The sequence below is a fragment of the Micromonospora sp. NPDC047620 genome (genome assembly GCF_043205005.1).
In the GTDB taxonomy this organism is placed as follows: Bacteria; Actinomycetota; Actinomycetes; order Mycobacteriales; family Micromonosporaceae; genus Micromonospora.
On record NZ_JBIDDG010000011.1, the window covers coordinates 12,668 to 28,000 of the forward strand.

Below are 15,333 nucleotides of genomic sequence, written 5' to 3' on the forward strand. Positions count from 1 at the left end.
TGAGGAGGCCGGTGTCCCACGATGTCGCCCCTCCGGTGGAGGGCACGGTGCACCCGACAGGCGACGCGGACGGCTCGGTGACCGCACGGAACGGTGACGCGCCGACCCGGGGCGCGGGCTCCGGCAACGGCTCCGGCGTGACCGGTCCGGCCGAGACCGCGCGGTCCGGCGCGACGGCCGGCCCGGCCGGTGGCGCGGGCGCGGCGACCGAGGGGGTCGTGCTCCCGTTCCCCGCCGACGGTGATCCCCTGCCCAGCGCCGGCTTCGCGCTGTCCACCGCGCCCACCGGCCGCCGCGTCCGGGCCAGGCTGGCGCGGTTCAACGCGCCGTGGCAGTCCTCGCAGGTCAGCGAGGTGCTCGAGCCGCTGATCTCGACCCATCGGGACGCCCACCCCAAAGCCGACGCGCGGCTGCTCCAGCGTGCCTTCGACACCGCGGCCCGCTGGCACTCGGGGCAGTACCGCAAGTCCGGCGACCCCTACATCACCCACCCGCTCGCGGTGGCCACCATCCTGGCCAACCTCGGGATGGACACCACCACCCTGGTCGCCGCGCTGCTGCACGACACCATCGAGGACACGGAATACACGCTCGACCAGATGCGCGCCGACTTCGGCGGCGAGGTCGCGCTGCTCGTCGACGGGGTCACCAAGCTCGACAAGGTCAAGCTGGGCGACGCGGCCAAGGCCGAGACGATCCGCAAGATGGTCGTCGCGATGGCCAAGGACCCGCGGGTGCTGGTGATCAAGCTGGCCGACCGGCTGCACAACATGCGTACCCTCACCTTCCTGCCCCGTCCGAAGCAGGAGCAGAAGGCGAAGGAGACGCTGGAGATCCTGGCCCCGCTGGCTCACCGGCTGGGTATGAACACCATCAAGTGGGAGCTGGAGGACCTCGCCTTCGGGACGCTCTTCCCGAAGCGCTACGAGGAGATCAACCGGCTGATCGGGGAGCACCAGCCGCAGCGCGAGGCGCTGCTGCGCCAGGTGACCCAGAAGGTGCAGACCGACCTGAAGGCCGCCAAGATCAAGGCGGAGACCACCGGGCGGCCGAAGCACCTCTACTCGATCTACCAGAAGATGATCGTGCGGGGTCGCGACTTCAACGACATCTACGACCTGGTCGGGGTGCGGATCCTGGTCGACACGGTGCGGGACTGCTACGCGGCGCTGGGCGTGATCCACGCCAACTGGCAGCCGGTGCCGGGCCGGTTCAAGGACTACATCGCGATGCCCAAGTTCAACATGTACCAGTCGTTGCACACGACGGTCATCGGGCCCACCGGCAAGCCGGTGGAGATGCAGATCCGCACGTACGCGATGCACCGCACCGCCGAGTTCGGCATCGCCGCGCACTGGAAGTACAAGGAGCACAAGGGCACCCAGATCGTCGGCCCGCCGGCGCACATCGACGAGATGACCTGGCTGCGCCAGCTGCTGGACTGGCAGCGGGAGGCGGCGGACCCGAGCGAGTTCCTCGACGCGCTGCGCTTCGACCTGTCCAGCCAGGAGGTGTACGTCTTCACCCCGAAGGGTGACGTCATCCCGCTGCCGACCGGGTCGACGCCGGTGGACTTCGCGTACGCGGTGCACACCGAGGTCGGGCACAAGTGCATCGGGGCGCGGGTCAACGGCAAGCTGGTGCCGTTGGAGTCGACGCTGTCCAACGGCGACGTGATCGAGATCTTCACGTCGAAGTCCGACACGGCCGGGCCGACGCAGGACTGGCTGGGCTTCGTCAAGAGCCCGCGCGCCCGCACCAAGATCCGCCAGTACTTCAACAAGGAGCGGCGCGAGGAGGCGATCGAGGCCGGCAAGGACGCGATCGTCAAGGCGATGCGCAAGCAGGGCATGCCCCTGCAGCGGATGCTCACCTCCGACGCGCTGATGGCGATCGCCCGGGACCTGCACCTGGCCGACGTGGCCTCGCTCTACGCCGCCGTGGGCGACAGCCAGGTCTCCGCCCAGTCGGTGGTGCAGAAGCTGATGGCCGCGTACGGCGGCGAGGAGGGCGCGGCGGAGGACATCGCCGAGACCGCCGTCGCCACCCGGCCGCCGCGCAGCCGGCAGAGCAGCGCGGACCCGGGCGTCGTGGTCCGCGGGGTCAGCGACGTGTGGATCAAGCTGGCGCGCTGCTGCACCCCCGTCCCGCCGGACTCGGTCTTCGGCTTCGTGACCCGCTCCGGCGGGGTGAGCGTGCACCGCGACGACTGCGCCAACGCCGAGGACCTGCGGGCGCAGAGCGAGCGGGTGGTCGAGGTGAGCTGGAAGCTCACGTCCGCGTCGACGTTCCTGGTCGCCATCCAGGTCGAGGCGCTGGACCGGCACAAGTTGCTCGCAGACGTCACCCGGGTGCTCTCCGACGAGCGGGTCAACATCCTGTCCGCGACGGTCACCACGACGCGCGACCGGGTGGCGGTGAGCCGGTTCAGCTTCGAGATGGCCGACCCGAAGCACCTGGGCCACCTGCTGGCCGCGGTCCGCAAGGTCGACGGCGTCTTCGACGCCTACCGCGTAACCTCCGGCGCCTGACCCACCCACCCCACTCCCCTGCCCCGCTACACACCGCGCGCCCCTCGCTGCGGCGATCTTGCCCTTTCGGCCCTCGATAGGTGCAGGTCGCCCCTTTTGCCGGGGCGTAAAGTGCAAGATCGCTGGGGCTGGGGCTGGGGCTGGGGCTGGGGCTGGGGCTGGGGCTGGGGCTGGGGCGGGAGCGGGGGATGGGGCGGGATAGCGAAGCGCCCGCCGGCGGGGCCGGCGGGCGCTCGTCGTACGGGTGGGCGGTCAGCCCTGGGGGGCGCTCATGGTGAGCTTCTTGATGGTGATCTCCTTCTTCGGGTGACCACCGCCGGCCTGCTGCGCGAACGCCTTGTCGTCGCCCGCCGCCGCGACCTGCTTGACGATGTCCATGCCACCGGTGATGGTGCCCAGGACGGTGTAGTTCGGGTCCAGCGGCGAGTCGCCGTAGACGATGAAGAACTGGCTGCCCGTGCTGCCCGGCTGGCCGGAGTTGGCCATCGCGATCACGCCCTCCGGGTACGGCGGGCGCTTGTCGGTGGGCAGGTTCTCCTCGGCGAGCCGGTAGCTCGGGCCGCCGGTGCCGTCGGTCTCCCGCCAGCCCTTGCCGGTCGCGCTCGGGTCGCCGCACTGGAGCACCTTGATGCCCTCGGTCACCAGGCGGTGGCACTTGCTGTTGTCGAAGAAGTTCTTCTCCGCCAGGTGGGTGAAGCTGCCCGCGGTGCAGGGCACCGCCGCCCGGTCGACCTTGGCGGTGATCGGACCGAGGTTGGTGTCGATCGTCATCGTCTGGGTGCCGGTGTTCGACTGCTGCGCGGCCGGCAGCCCGACGTCCTTGATCTGCTTGGTCCGCTGGTCGGCGGGCAGCTCGGTCCACGCGCACTGAACGTTGCCGGCCGCCGGCCCGGCGGTGTCGGTCTTGTCGTCGTCGCCGCCGAGCGTGGTGGCGAGCCACACGGTGCCGGCGATGACGAGCACCAGGACCGACGCGGCTCCCACGATCGCCTGGGTCTGCCGGCGCTTGCGGGCCTTGGCCGCGCGCTCGGCCATCTCCTTCTCGAGCCGGGCGCGGGCCGCCGCGCGCTGCCGCTCTCTGGTGGACGTCACGCCTGGATCCTCCTGGGCTGTCTCGGGCGCGGTCGGTGCCGCTGAGGTTGATGGGGCGGCCGGGTCAGCCGGCGCTGGGGCTGGCCGCCGGGGCGCCGGACGGCGTCGCCGCCGGGGCCGACGCCCCCTGCGCCACGGGCTCACCGACGGTCAGGCTCTGGACGACCACGTCGTCGTCCTTGGGCTTGACCTTGGCCCCCGTCCCATTGTCCACGGTCGGCTTGGCACCGATCTTCTCCACCACGTCGATCCCGCCGGTGACCCGGCCGATGACCGGGTACTTCGGGTCGGCCGTGGTGAAGTCCTTGAAGAAGATCAGGAACTGGCTCGCGTTGGCGCCCGGCGGGTTCGCGATCATCGCGACCGTGCCCTTCGGGTACGTCGCGGGCTGGCCGGGCGCGGGGCTCGCCGACGGCGACGGCGCGGGGGCGGGGACGTTCTCGTCGTAGAACGAGTACGTCGGGCCGCCCAGCCCGGTGCCGCTCGGGTCGCCGCAGCGCACCGCGCCCTCGGTGGTGATCTCGTGGCACTTGGTGTTGTCGTAGAACGACCGGCTGGCCAGATGGGCGATGCTCGCCGCGGCGCACGGGGCGGCGGCGAGGTCCAGCTCGACGGTGACCGGGGCACCCTGGTTGGTGGTGACCGTCATCGGGCGCACGCCGGACGTGGGCAGCCCCTGGGTCGCCGGGGTGCCGACGTCCTTGAGGTTGGTGTTCGCGGTGGCGTCCTGCGGGGTCCAGAGGCACACGTCTTCGGCGGCCGTGTTCTCCTTCGGGTCGTCGTCGAAGGCGCCCAGCCCCCAGGCCGAGCCGACCACGATCAGCGCGAGGACGACGGTGACGCCGACACCGGCCTGGATCTGCCGGCGACGCTTGGCGGCGGCGGCCCGGCGGGCGAGCTGCCGGTCGAGCTTGGCACGCGCCAGTTTGCGCTGCCGGTCCCTGCTGGAAGCCACCCGTGCTCCCCTTCCTCTACCCTGGTCGTCACCGGTGGTCGGGCGTCCTGCGCCCGTCCGCGGTAGGTGCGCCACGCCACACGCCCGCCAGAGTGTACGGCTACCGGCTGGGAAAGTGGTGTACGAGGTCCGGGGCTGCGTCTATCGGGACGCGTCACTGTGGCCAACGGGGCCTCCGGGGCGGATGCGGCGAACCCGGTCGCGTCGCCGGTTAGGCTGCTGGCAGGACCCGACAGCTCGACGGAAGGGGAGCGGACGTGCTCGTGGCCGGCTTTCCCGCGGACGCCTTCGGCACCAACTGCTACGTGGTCGCCGCCGCGCCGGGGGAGCAGTGCGTGGTGGTCGACCCCGGCATCGGGGTGCTCGACCGGCTCGACGCGCTGCTGGCCGAGCATCGGCTGCACCCGGCCGCGGTGCTGCTCACCCACGGCCACCTCGACCACACGTTCTCGGTCGCGCCGGTCTGCGGCGCCCGTGGGATCACCGCGTACGTGCACCCGGGCGACCGGGAGATGCTCGCCGACCCGGCCAAGGGGCTCTCCGCGGACCTCACCTCGCTCTTCGGCGGGCGGCTGCCGTACACGGAGCCGGAGGACGTCGCGGAGCTGACCGACGGCGCCACGCTCGCCCTCGCCGGGCTGGAGATCACCGTCGACCACGCCCCGGGCCATACCGGCGGGTCGGTGCTCTTCCGGCTGCCGGCCGCGGGCTCGCCCTGGGAGGCGGAGCAGCTCTGCCTCTCCGGCGACGTCCTGTTCGCCGGCTCCATCGGCCGCACCGACCTGCCGGGCGGCAGCATGCCGACGATGATCAGCAGCCTGCGGGACAAGATCCTCCCGCTGGCGGACGACACCGTCGTGCTGCCCGGCCACGGCCCCGCGACCACCATCGGCCGCGAACGCGCGACCAACCCGTACCTCATCGAGGTGGCGGGTGGCGACGGCGCGCGACCGGCCGCCCCCGCTTGCGGCCTGTAGCCGGCCGCACCGAGCCTTCGTCCCGCGGCCGCCGACGGCCGCACCGAGCCTTCGCCCGCGCGGACCGCGCGGGTCTGCGAACGGAGCATCATGAGCAAGCCCACGCCCATCTCCGGCTTCCCGGAGTGGACGCCCGCCCAGCGGATGATCGAGCAGTACGTCCTCGACCGGATCCGGGACACCTTCGAGCTGTACGGCTTCGCGCCGCTGGAGACCCGCGCGGTGGAGCCGCTGGACCAGTTGCTGCGCAAGGGGGAGACCTCGAAGGAGGTCTACCTGATCCGGCGGTTGCAGGCCGACGCCGACGGCCCGACCGGGGACGACGCGCTCGGCCTGCACTTCGACCTGACCGTGCCGTTCGCCCGGTACGTGCTGGAGAACGCCGGCAAGCTGCAGTTCCCGTTCCGCCGCTACCAGATCCAGAAGGTGTGGCGGGGTGAGCGGCCGCAGGAGGGGCGCTACCGCGAGTTCCTCCAGGCGGACATCGACATCGTCGACCGGGACACGCTCGCGTCGCACCACGAGGCGGAGATGCCGCTGGTGATCGGCGACGCGCTGCGCTCACTGCCGATCCCGCCGGTCCGGATCCAGGTCAACAACCGCAAGATCTGCGAGGGCTTCTACCGGGGCATCGGCCTGACCGACCCGGAGGCGGCGCTGCGCGCGGTGGACAAGCTCGACAAGATCGGCCCGGCGAAGGTGGCCGAGCTGCTCGCCGAGACCGCCGGGGCGAGCGAGTCGCAGGCCAAGGCGTGCCTGGCGCTGGCGGAGATCTCCGCTCCGGACGCCTCCTTCGCCGACGCCGTCCGTGCCCTCGGCGTCACCGACCCGCTGCTGGACGAGGGGATCGAGGAGCTGGTCCGGGTGGTGGAGACCGCCGCCGAGCACTCCCCGGGGCTGTGCGTGGCCGACCTGCGCATCGCGCGCGGCCTGGACTACTACACCGGCACCGTCTACGAGACGCAGCTGGTCGGCTACGAGCGGTTCGGCTCGATCTGCTCCGGCGGCCGTTACGACAACCTGGCCAGCTCCGGCGCCGCCCGGTTCCCGGGGGTGGGCATCTCGATCGGGGTGACCCGGCTGCTCGGGCTGCTCTTCGGCGCCGGCGCGCTGTCGGTGTCGCGGGACGTGCCGACCTGCGTCCTGGTCGCGGTGACCAGCGAGGAACAGCGGCCGGTCAGCAACCGGGTGGCCGAGGCGCTGCGTCGGCGGGGCGTGGCGACGGAGGTGTCGCCGAGCGCGGCGAAGTTCGGCAAGCAGATCCGCTACGCCGAGCGGCGGGGCATCCCGTACGTCTGGTTCCCGGGGGCGGACGGGGCCGCCGACGAGGTGAAGGACATCCGCTCGGGCGAGCAGGTCGCGGCGGTGGCGGGGGAGTGGACGCCGCCCCGGGCGGACCTCAAGCCGCTGGTCAGCTGAGACGCTACTGGCGCGTACGGACGATCGGACCTACGGTAGCGTAAGTTACGCCACCGTAGGGAGATCGTCGTGACCGTGCTCAGCCAGACCGCTCTGCTCCTCGAACTGGAGCCCGTCGTCGAGACGAACCTCGACCGGCACCTGTCCATGGCGAAGGAGTGGTTCCCGCACGAGTACGTCCCGTGGAGCGAGGGGCGCACCTTCGACGGGCCGCTCGGCGGCGAGGCGTGGTCGGAGACCGACTCGACCATCCCCGACATCGCCCGCACCGCGCTCATCGTCAACCTGCTCACCGAGGACAACCTGCCCTCGTACCACCACCAGATCGCCACCCTGTTCGGCCAGGACGGCGCCTGGGGCACCTGGGTGCACCGGTGGACCGCCGAGGAGGCCCGGCACGGCACCGCCATCCGCGACTACCTGACCGTCACCCGGGCGGTCGACCCGGTGGCCCTGGAGCGGGCCCGGATGGTGCACATGTCCACCGGCTACCGCAACGCGCACGACGAGGAGATGCTGCACTCGCTGGCGTACGTCTCGTTCCAGGAGTTGGCGACCCGGATCTCGCACCGCAACACCGGCAAGGCCACCGGCGACCCGACCTGCGACGCGCTGCTCGCGCGGGTCGCGGCCGACGAGAACCTGCACATGGTCTTCTACCGCAACCTGCTGGCGGCGGCCTTCGAGCTGGCGCCCGGCCAGGCGATGCGGGCGGTCGCCGACGTCTTGGCCGACTTCCAGATGCCGGGCAACGGGATCGAGGGCTTCGCCCGCAAGTCCGTGGCGATCGCCCTCGCCGGCATCTACGATCTGCGCCAGCACCGCGACGAGGTGGTCGTCCCGGTGCTGCGCCAGTGGGACGTCTTCAACGTGGCCGGCCTGGACGCCGACGGCGAGGCCGCCCGCGACCAGATCGCCGCCCACCTCGACGACCTGGAGCGCGCCGCGTCCCGCTTCGAGGAGAAGCGCGCGGCCCGCGCCGCCCGCCTCGCCGCCCGCTGACCCGCTGACCGTCCCGGCCGCCGGGGCTCCGGACGTGGCCGTCGCTGGCTCTCTCGACGACGACCACGCCCGGAGTGTCTCTCCCGCCCGCCCCCTGCTCCTGCTCCCGCTCCGCCGATCTTGCACTCGGTGTCCGGGCGAAGGCCGCAATTGCGGCGTATCGCGGGCCGAAAGTGCAAGATCGGCGGGTCGAGGGGGTGGTCAGGCGGGTTGGTCCAGCGGAAAGAGGAGGCAGGTGGAGGTGGCGTGGGCGACGAGGCGGGACTGGGCGTCGAGCAGTTTCGCCTCGGCCAGCGCCGTGCGGCGGCCACGCTGTAGCACGGTGCCCTCGCAGCGCAGGGTGCCGCTCGCGACGGTGACAGGACGCAGGAACTTCACGTTCAGGTCCAGCGAGGTGTAGCCGACCCCGGCCGGCAGCGTGGTGTGCACCGCGCAGGCCGCCGCCGTGTCGAGCAGGGTGGAGATGACCCCGCCGTGCACGGTGCCGAGCGGGTTGTAGTGGAACTCCTGGGGGACCAGCTCGACGGCAACCCGGCCCTCGTCGGCCTCCATCCGGGACATGTCGACCAGGTGCATGATCGGCGGCGCCGCGAGCTCCCCGGCGATCATGGCGCGGAGCAGCTCCAGGCCGCTGCGCCGGCCGAGGTGCGCGGCGTTGATGCCCGGGTCGGACCAGGAGAAGGTTCGGCTGCGCGCCGGGTCCTGCGTCTGTGTCATGGACTCAGCCTGGCAGTGCGTTGCTGAGTCTGTCAATCAGACCTAGCCTGGAGCGCATGAGGCCCGCGGCACTGGACTGGTCGATCGACAACTGCACGATCGCCCGCGCGATGGAGGTCCTCGGCGAGCGGTGGACGTTGGTCGTCCTGCGCGAGGTCTTCAACGGCATCCGCCGCTTCGACGACATGCGCGTCCGCACCGGCATCCCCCGGCAGGTGCTCACCAACCGGCTGGCGATGCTGGTGGAGCGGGGCGTGCTGCGGCGCGAGCCCTACCGCGAGCCGGGCAGCCGGGTGCGTCACGAGTACCGGCTGACTGACATGGGGCTCGACCTGTGGCCGGTGCTGGTCGCCGTCCTCGGCTGGGGCGACCGCTACCTGGCCGACCCGGCCGGCTCGCCGTTGACCGTCGCGCACCGCGACTGCGGCGCCGAGGTGCGCGTCGAGCTGCGCTGCGAGCGCGGCCACGAGGTGGCCCGGCCCCGCGACGTGGTGCCGCGCCCGGGGCCCGGGGCGCGCCGCCGCGTGGGGTGAGCGCGCGGCGACGCGCGGACGGTGGTCGCCGCCCGCGCGTCGGCTCGGCGCGCTACCAGCCGAATCCGGCGGCGTACGAGACGCTCGCGAGGACCTGCTGCCCGCTGGTGTTCGGGTGGAAGTAGTCCCAGCTGGAGAGCTGGCCGAGGGTGAACGGGTAGCCGAACACGGCGTTGTCGTCGAAGTCGCAGTTCGGGCCGTACGCCGCGCAGGCCTGGGCGAGCTGGGTGTTGTAGTCGACCACCCGCTGGCGTACCCGGTTGCGCCGGTCGACGTCCGCCTGGGCGGTGGAGGTCGGGTTGGCGAGCATCGACTGGCAGATGCCGAACAGGGACCAGGCGCTGCGGGCGCTGCCGCTGTCCTTGCCGACGGACCAGAGCCGGTGGATGTCGGGCACGCTGATCACCTGCACCCGGGCGTTGGGCAGTCCCGTCTTGAGGCGGTTGAGCGCGGCGTCGATGTTGGCCCGGTAGGTGGCCACCGAGGTCATCCCCGCCTCCGTGCTCGTGCAGGCGTCGTTGGCGCCGATCAGCATGGTGACGTAGTCGACGCCCTGGCTGACGGCGGTGCCGGCCTGGCCGTACATGTCGGCGGACTTCGCGCCGCTGCGGGCGTCGTTGTGGTTGCGACCGTTGATGGCCGCGTTGGTCGCGCGGATGCGCAGGTAGTGACTGTTCACCGTCGAGTAGTCGCCGGTGCTGAAGGACCGGGAGGTGCAGTCGCTGTACCAGCCGCAGGCGTTGAAGCCGCGGGTGATCGAGTCGCCGAGGCTGGCCATCGAGTTCGGGGGCGGGCCGGGGTCGGCGGCGGCCGGGGTGCCGGCCAGCAGGACGAGGGTGGTGAGCGCGGCGAGGGGGACGAGCAACCGTCGGATGGGGTTCACGGTGGCCTCCGGGGGTAGCGGGTGCCGAGGGTGGTGGAGCGGTGAACAGAGCGTATAGATGTGCGTCAGTGTCCACAATGTTTCGGATCGGTGACAGCCGTAGCCGGGGCGAAAAGGACAAAGCTGGGTCTTGCTTACGATCTTAAATATGTGAATACTTCAGTCAGTCCGGCCGATTGCCCCAGATTGACCGGCATGGTCCCGGCCCCCTCACCCCGACGGGGGCCAGTCATCCCCTCCCTGGAGGTTGTTGCAATGCGACCCACGAGGTCCTCGCTCCGTCGCACCGCCACCCTCGCCGCAGCCGGAGCCCTGGTCGCCGGCTCGCTGATCGGCGCACCCGCCCAGGCCGCACCCGCGTTCGCCTCTCCGGACGCCGCCGCCGGCCTGGCCGAGCGCCTCGGCGACCGGTCCGCCGGCACGTACGCCGACGCCAGCGGCAAGATGGTCGTCACCGTGACCGACGCGCTCGCCGCCCGGCAGGTCGCCGCCGCCGGCGCGACCCCGAAGATCGTCAAGCGCGGCACCGGCGAGCTGGCCCGGGCCACCGCGGAGCTGGACCGCTCCGCGAAGATCCCCGGCACCGCCTGGTGGACCGACCCGGCCACCAACCAGGTCGTCGTCTCCGTCGACAGCACCGTGACCGGCGCCAAGCTGGAGCGCGTCAAGGCCGCCGCCGCGCGGATGAACGGCGCGATCCGGATCGAGGCCGAGTCCGGCGTGCTGAGCACCCGGATCTCCGGCGGTCAGGCCATCTACGCCGGTGGCGGCGGTCGCTGCTCGCTGGGCTTCAACGTCCGCAGCGGCAGCACCTACTACTTCCTGACCGCCGGGCACTGCACCAACATCGCCTCCAGCTGGTACAGCAACTCCGCCCAGACCAGCCTGCTGGGCACCCGCACCGGCACCAGCTTCCCGGGCAACGACTACGGCATCGTGCGGCACAGCAACTCCGCCAACGCGGCCGGCAACGTCTACCTCTACAACGGCAGCTACCGCGACATCACCGCCGCCGGCAACGCGTACGTCGGCCAGTCGGTGCAGCGCTCCGGCAGCACCACCGGCCTGCGCGGCGGCTCGGTGACCGCGCTCAACGCCACGGTGAACTACGCCGAGGGCTCGGTCTACGGCCTGATCCGCACCAACGTCTGCGCCGAGCCGGGCGACAGCGGCGGCTCGCTGTTCAGCGGCTCCACCGCCCTGGGCCTGACCTCCGGCGGCAGCGGCAACTGCAGCTGGGGCGGCACGACCTACTTCCAGCCGGTCACCGAGGCGCTGAGCCGCTACGGCGTCAGCATCTTCTGACCGATCGCACACCAGCGGGCCGCCGGGTGACCCGGCGGCCCGCCGGCGTGCCCGGGCCCGGTTCGCCGGACTGGACCGGGCCGGCCGGGGTACGTTCGGGAGCACGGCTTCGTCGAGGTCTACCAGGTGCCGTCCTGGGAGGAGCACCTGCGCCAGCACGGCGGGCGGCTCACCGGCGCCGACCGGGGGGGCGGAGGAACGCGCCCGGGCGCTCACCGTCGGGGAGATCGTGGTGAACCACCTGCTCCCCGCCGACCCGCACGACTGACCGGTCGCGGGACCAGCCGGCCCGCCGCTCCCGTCAGCGGCTGAGGCCGGCGTCGGCGAGGACGGCGACGCCCCCGCCGAAGTCGCACTCCACGGTCAGCGTCAGCAGGTCGCCCCCCTCCACGGAGAAGGACAGCGGTTGCGCCGTTCGGGACATCGTCGTCGTCCGGCCCGGCCGGGGCTGTCTGGTCAGGGTGTCGTCGGGCTCCCGGACGGTCACCACGGCGCTGATCCGCACGGCCGACTCCGGGTCCTCGTCCGGCGGGTACCAGGCTTGGAAGCTGGCGGAGAAGTCCAGGTAGCGACGCTTGAGCGGGTAGCTGACCGACCGGCTCCGGTCCTCGCCGTCGTTGGTCGGGCAGGAGAGCGCGACCGGATGCGGCAGGTCGGAGCGACCGGCCAGCGCGCGCGGCAACGGTTGCAGGTACGGCCCGCCGGTCTCGGGCATCAGCGTGTCGAGGTACGTCCGGCCGGCGGCACCGGTGGGGGCCGCGGAGGTGGTGGCGACGGGTGGCGCGGCAGTGGCACCGGTCGTGGCCCGGGTGGGGGTGGGCGGTGGCGTGGCCGCCGGTCCTTGGTCCTGCCGGGGCCACTGCCAGGCGAGCACGGCGACGAGCAGGCTGGCCAGACCGATCGCGGCGCCGGTCTTCTCGCCGGGGGTCAACCCCCGGCGGCGGGCGGAATCCGTGCCGGTCACCGGCTCGGTCATGGGGGTCTCACCTGCACAAGATCGATGGGGGTGGTTCATTATCCCGGCTGGTCCGTGACGAGGTGGTCCCGTTGGGTGACGGGTTGCCGACAGCGATCTTGACAACTTTCTGCGATAAATGCGCCCCGTGTCCGGCCGACGGCCGTCCCGACGTGAGGAGCCACGACATGACCTCCGACCAGCAGGGCGCCCCGGTGCCGCCGTCCTCCGGCCCGGGCGGTCCGGGAGCGCCGAAGTCGAGCGGCGGCAGCCGCTGGCCCCTGGTCGCGGCCGGCGCGGCCGCGCTGGCCCTCGTCCTGGGGCTGCTGGCCACGGCGCTGTCGCTCCGGGCACTCGACCAGGCCAACGACGCCCGGGACATCGCCCGGGCGGCCGGCGCGGGGCGGCCGCTCGACCCGCCGCCGGGCCCGGGCGAGCCGACCAACGAGCCGACCACGCCGGCTCCGGAACAGACGGGGGCGGAGTCGCCGTCCGGGCCGACGCCCGGCGGGAGCGGCGAACCGTCACTCGACCAGCGGACCCGCTACACCGACAAGTACGTCGGGGAGGAACTCACCCTGCGGGCGGGCTGCGACAGCTACGTGGACATCGACCTCGACAAGCCCGAGGTGCGGGTCAGCGACGGCGAGGAGATCCGGTTCACCGCCCGCTGCGGGGGCAACTCGTCGTACTTCAACCTGACCAGGGGTACGAAGGGCAGCCAGGTCGACAGCGCCTCGCTCGGCGCCGCCGACTGCAACGACCGGATCGACAAGGGCCCCATCGGCCCGGACATCAACGTCCCCGCCCGCAAGGGCGTGGCGATCTGCATCAAGACCTCCCTGGGAGACGCGCAGGAGCGCGGCGACACCTGGAAGATGGCACTGTTGCGGGTCACCGACGTCGGCGACGACGGCACGGTGGTGGTGACCGTGCGGGCCTGGGACATCCCGCTGTAGGGCGGGAAGGGGTCCGCGTCGGCGGTGGCCGTCCCCGCCTTCCTCACCCCGCAACGGGGCTCCGGGGAAGGCTGACAGAATGCCAGGGGTAACGGTGTACCGCAGATGAGGAGACGCGAGTCGTGATCCGTACCCATGACGCCGGCAGCCTGCGCGCGACGGACGCCGGCACCACGGTGACGCTCGCCGGCTGGGTCGCCCGCCGGCGCGACCACGGCGGCGTGATCTTCGTGGACCTGCGCGACGGCTCCGGCGTGGTCCAGGTGGTGTTCCGCGAGGAGGACGCGCACGCGCTGCGTAACGAGTTCTGCGTCCGGGTCACCGGCGAGGTGACCCGCCGGCCCGAGGGCAACGAGAACCCGGAGCTGCCGACCGGCGAGATCGAGGTGACCGCCGCCGAGCTGGAGGTGCTCTCCGAGGCGGCGCCGCTGCCGCTGCCGGTGGACGACCAGGTCGAGGCCGGCGACGACATTCGGCTGCGTTACCGCTACCTCGACCTGCGCCGCAGCGGCCCGGCGAAGGCGATGCGGCTGCGCTCGCGGGCCAACCAGCTCGCCCGCGCGGTGCTGCACGAGCGGGACTTCCTGGAGATCGAGACGCCGACGCTGACCCGGTCCACCCCGGAGGGTGCTCGCGACTTCCTGGTGCCGGTGCGCCTGCAGCCGGGCAGCTGGTACGCGCTGCCGCAGTCGCCGCAGCTGTTCAAGCAGCTGCTGATGGTCGGCGGCATGGAGCGGTACTACCAGATCGCCCGCTGCTACCGCGACGAGGACTTCCGCGCCGACCGGCAGCCGGAGTTCACCCAGCTCGACATCGAGATGTCGTTCGTCACCGAGGACGACGTGATCGACCTCGGTGAGGCGATCGTCTCGGCGCTCTGGAAGGACCTGGCCGGCCACGAGATCTCCCGGCCGATCCCGCGCATCACCTGGCACGACGCGATGGCCCGGTACGGCTCCGACAAGCCGGATCTGCGCTACGGCGTCGAGCTGACCGAGCTGACCGACTACCTGCGTGGCACCGAGTTCCGGGTCTTCGCCGGCGCGATCGACGCGGGCGGCTACGTCGGCGCGGTCGTCATGCCGGGCGGCGCGTCGCAGAGCCGCAAGGAGCTGGACGGCTGGCAGGACTGGGCCAAGGCGCGCGGCGCGCGCGGCCTCGCGTACGTGGTGCTCGACGCGGAGACCGGCGAGGCACGTGGGCCGGTGGCGAAGAACCTCTCCGCCGAGCACCTGGGCGGGCTGGCCGACGCCGTCGGCGCGAAGCCGGGCGACGCGGTGTTCTTCGCGGCCAGCGCCAACACCCGCGAGGCGCAGGAGCTGCTCGGCGCGGCCCGGATCGAGATCGCCAAGCGGGCCGGCCTGGTCGACGAGAGCGCCTGGGCGTTCTGCTGGGTGGTCGACGCACCGATGTTCGAGCGTACGGACGAGGGTGGCTGGACGGCCGTGCACCACCCGTTCACCTCGCCGAACGCGGAGTGGGTCGACCGGTTCGAGGAGGCGCCGGACCGGGCGCTGGCCTACGCGTACGACATCGTCTGCAACGGCAACGAGATCGGTGGCGGCTCGATCCGTATCCACCGGGGCGACGTGCAGCAGCGCGTCTTCGACCTGCTCGGCATCACCCCCGAGGAGGCGCAGGACAAGTTCGGCTTCCTGCTGGAGGCGTTCAAGTACGGCGCCCCGCCGCACGGCGGCATCGCGTTCGGCTGGGACCGGGTCTGCATGCTCCTCGCTGGCGCGGACTCGATCCGCGAGGTGATCGCCTTCCCGAAGACCCGGGGCGGCTTCGACCCGCTGACCGGCGCGCCGACGCCGATCACCACGCAGCAGCGCACCGAGGCCGGCATCGACGCCAAGCCGAAGCCCCCGGCGGCGGCGCACACCGGCACGGCCGGCCCGGCCGCCCCGGTCGCCGACCCGACCTGATCGCGGACACCTGTCGATCGCGGGGTTCGCGTCGTCCCGTGACGGGCGCGAACCCGCGATCGCCGGCTGAAGGGGGG

General features: G+C 72.2%; 13 protein-coding genes. 8 read left to right on the forward strand and 5 right to left on the reverse strand.

Translation table 11 applies throughout. The features are described 5' to 3' along the window. Positions 1-11 precede the first annotated feature (11 nt). A complete protein-coding gene (locus ACGF5C_RS15205) occupies positions 12-2,531 on the forward strand; it encodes a RelA/SpoT family protein (protein ID WP_393301726.1) in 2,520 nt (839 codons plus the stop codon). 252 nt (positions 2,532-2,783) lie between these two features. Here the strand turns inward: ACGF5C_RS15205 and ACGF5C_RS15210 are convergent, their stop codons facing one another. Together ACGF5C_RS15210 and ACGF5C_RS15215 are read right to left on the reverse strand one after the other, a co-directional pair. Further along, positions 2,784-3,623, reverse strand: coding sequence for a peptidylprolyl isomerase (locus ACGF5C_RS15210; protein WP_393301729.1), 840 nt, complete (start codon positions 3,621-3,623; stop codon positions 2,784-2,786). Between the two features lie 64 nt (positions 3,624-3,687). Further along, positions 3,688-4,578 (reverse strand): peptidylprolyl isomerase, encoded by an 891-nt coding sequence (locus ACGF5C_RS15215; RefSeq protein ID WP_393301732.1) that lies wholly within the window; start codon positions 4,576-4,578, stop codon positions 3,688-3,690. A gap of 257 nt (positions 4,579-4,835) precedes the next feature. Here ACGF5C_RS15215 and ACGF5C_RS15220 point away from each other — a divergent pair, with 257 nt between their 5' ends. From ACGF5C_RS15220 to ACGF5C_RS15230, 3 genes are all read left to right on the forward strand, one after another. Next, positions 4,836-5,555 carry an MBL fold metallo-hydrolase gene (locus ACGF5C_RS15220; protein WP_393301735.1) on the forward strand — a complete coding sequence of 240 codons (720 nt, stop codon included), beginning with the start codon at positions 4,836-4,838 and terminating at the stop codon, positions 5,553-5,555. Positions 5,556-5,645: 90 nt separating this feature from the next. After that, on the forward strand, positions 5,646-6,974 hold the full coding sequence (hisS, locus tag ACGF5C_RS15225; RefSeq protein WP_393301738.1) for a histidine--tRNA ligase: 1,329 nt from the start codon (positions 5,646-5,648) through the stop codon (positions 6,972-6,974). Positions 6,975-7,043: 69 nt separating this feature from the next. Next, complete coding sequence (locus tag ACGF5C_RS15230; protein WP_393301741.1) at positions 7,044-7,976, forward strand: acyl-ACP desaturase; 933 nt, start codon at positions 7,044-7,046, stop codon at positions 7,974-7,976. Positions 7,977-8,177: 201 nt separating this feature from the next. Here the strand turns inward: ACGF5C_RS15230 and ACGF5C_RS15235 are convergent, their stop codons facing one another. Continuing rightward, complete coding sequence (locus tag ACGF5C_RS15235) at positions 8,178-8,693, reverse strand: PaaI family thioesterase (protein WP_393301744.1); 516 nt, start codon at positions 8,691-8,693, stop codon at positions 8,178-8,180. A 56-nt stretch (positions 8,694-8,749) separates the two neighbouring features. Here ACGF5C_RS15235 and ACGF5C_RS15240 point away from each other — a divergent pair, with 56 nt between their 5' ends. Then, entirely contained in the window at positions 8,750-9,226 is a 477-nt protein-coding gene (locus ACGF5C_RS15240; RefSeq protein ID WP_393301747.1) for a winged helix-turn-helix transcriptional regulator, read from the forward strand. Positions 9,227-9,278: 52 nt separating this feature from the next. Here the strand turns inward: ACGF5C_RS15240 and ACGF5C_RS15245 are convergent, their stop codons facing one another. Continuing rightward, positions 9,279-10,109, reverse strand: a complete 831-nt coding sequence (locus ACGF5C_RS15245) for an SGNH/GDSL hydrolase family protein (protein WP_393301750.1) — start codon at positions 10,107-10,109, stop codon at positions 9,279-9,281. A 255-nt stretch (positions 10,110-10,364) separates the two neighbouring features. On the opposite strand from ACGF5C_RS15245, the gene ACGF5C_RS15250 reads away from it, so the two are divergent. Continuing rightward, positions 10,365-11,414, forward strand: coding sequence for a S1 family peptidase (locus ACGF5C_RS15250; RefSeq protein WP_393301753.1), 1,050 nt, complete (start codon positions 10,365-10,367; stop codon positions 11,412-11,414). A 301-nt stretch (positions 11,415-11,715) separates the two neighbouring features. On the opposite strand, the gene ACGF5C_RS15255 is transcribed toward ACGF5C_RS15250, so the two are convergent. Beyond that, positions 11,716-12,390 (reverse strand): hypothetical protein, encoded by a 675-nt coding sequence (locus ACGF5C_RS15255; RefSeq protein WP_393301756.1) that lies wholly within the window; start codon positions 12,388-12,390, stop codon positions 11,716-11,718. Between the two features lie 167 nt (positions 12,391-12,557). On the opposite strand from ACGF5C_RS15255, the gene ACGF5C_RS15260 reads away from it, so the two are divergent. Continuing rightward, the gene (locus ACGF5C_RS15260) at positions 12,558-13,328 is read left to right on the forward strand and encodes a hypothetical protein (protein ID WP_393301759.1); all 771 of its coding nucleotides are present in this window, start codon (positions 12,558-12,560) and stop codon (positions 13,326-13,328) included. A 122-nt stretch (positions 13,329-13,450) separates the two neighbouring features. After that, a complete protein-coding gene (aspS, locus tag ACGF5C_RS15265) occupies positions 13,451-15,256 on the forward strand; it encodes an aspartate--tRNA ligase (RefSeq protein WP_393301762.1) in 1,806 nt (601 codons plus the stop codon). Positions 15,257-15,333: the final 77 nt, after the last annotated feature.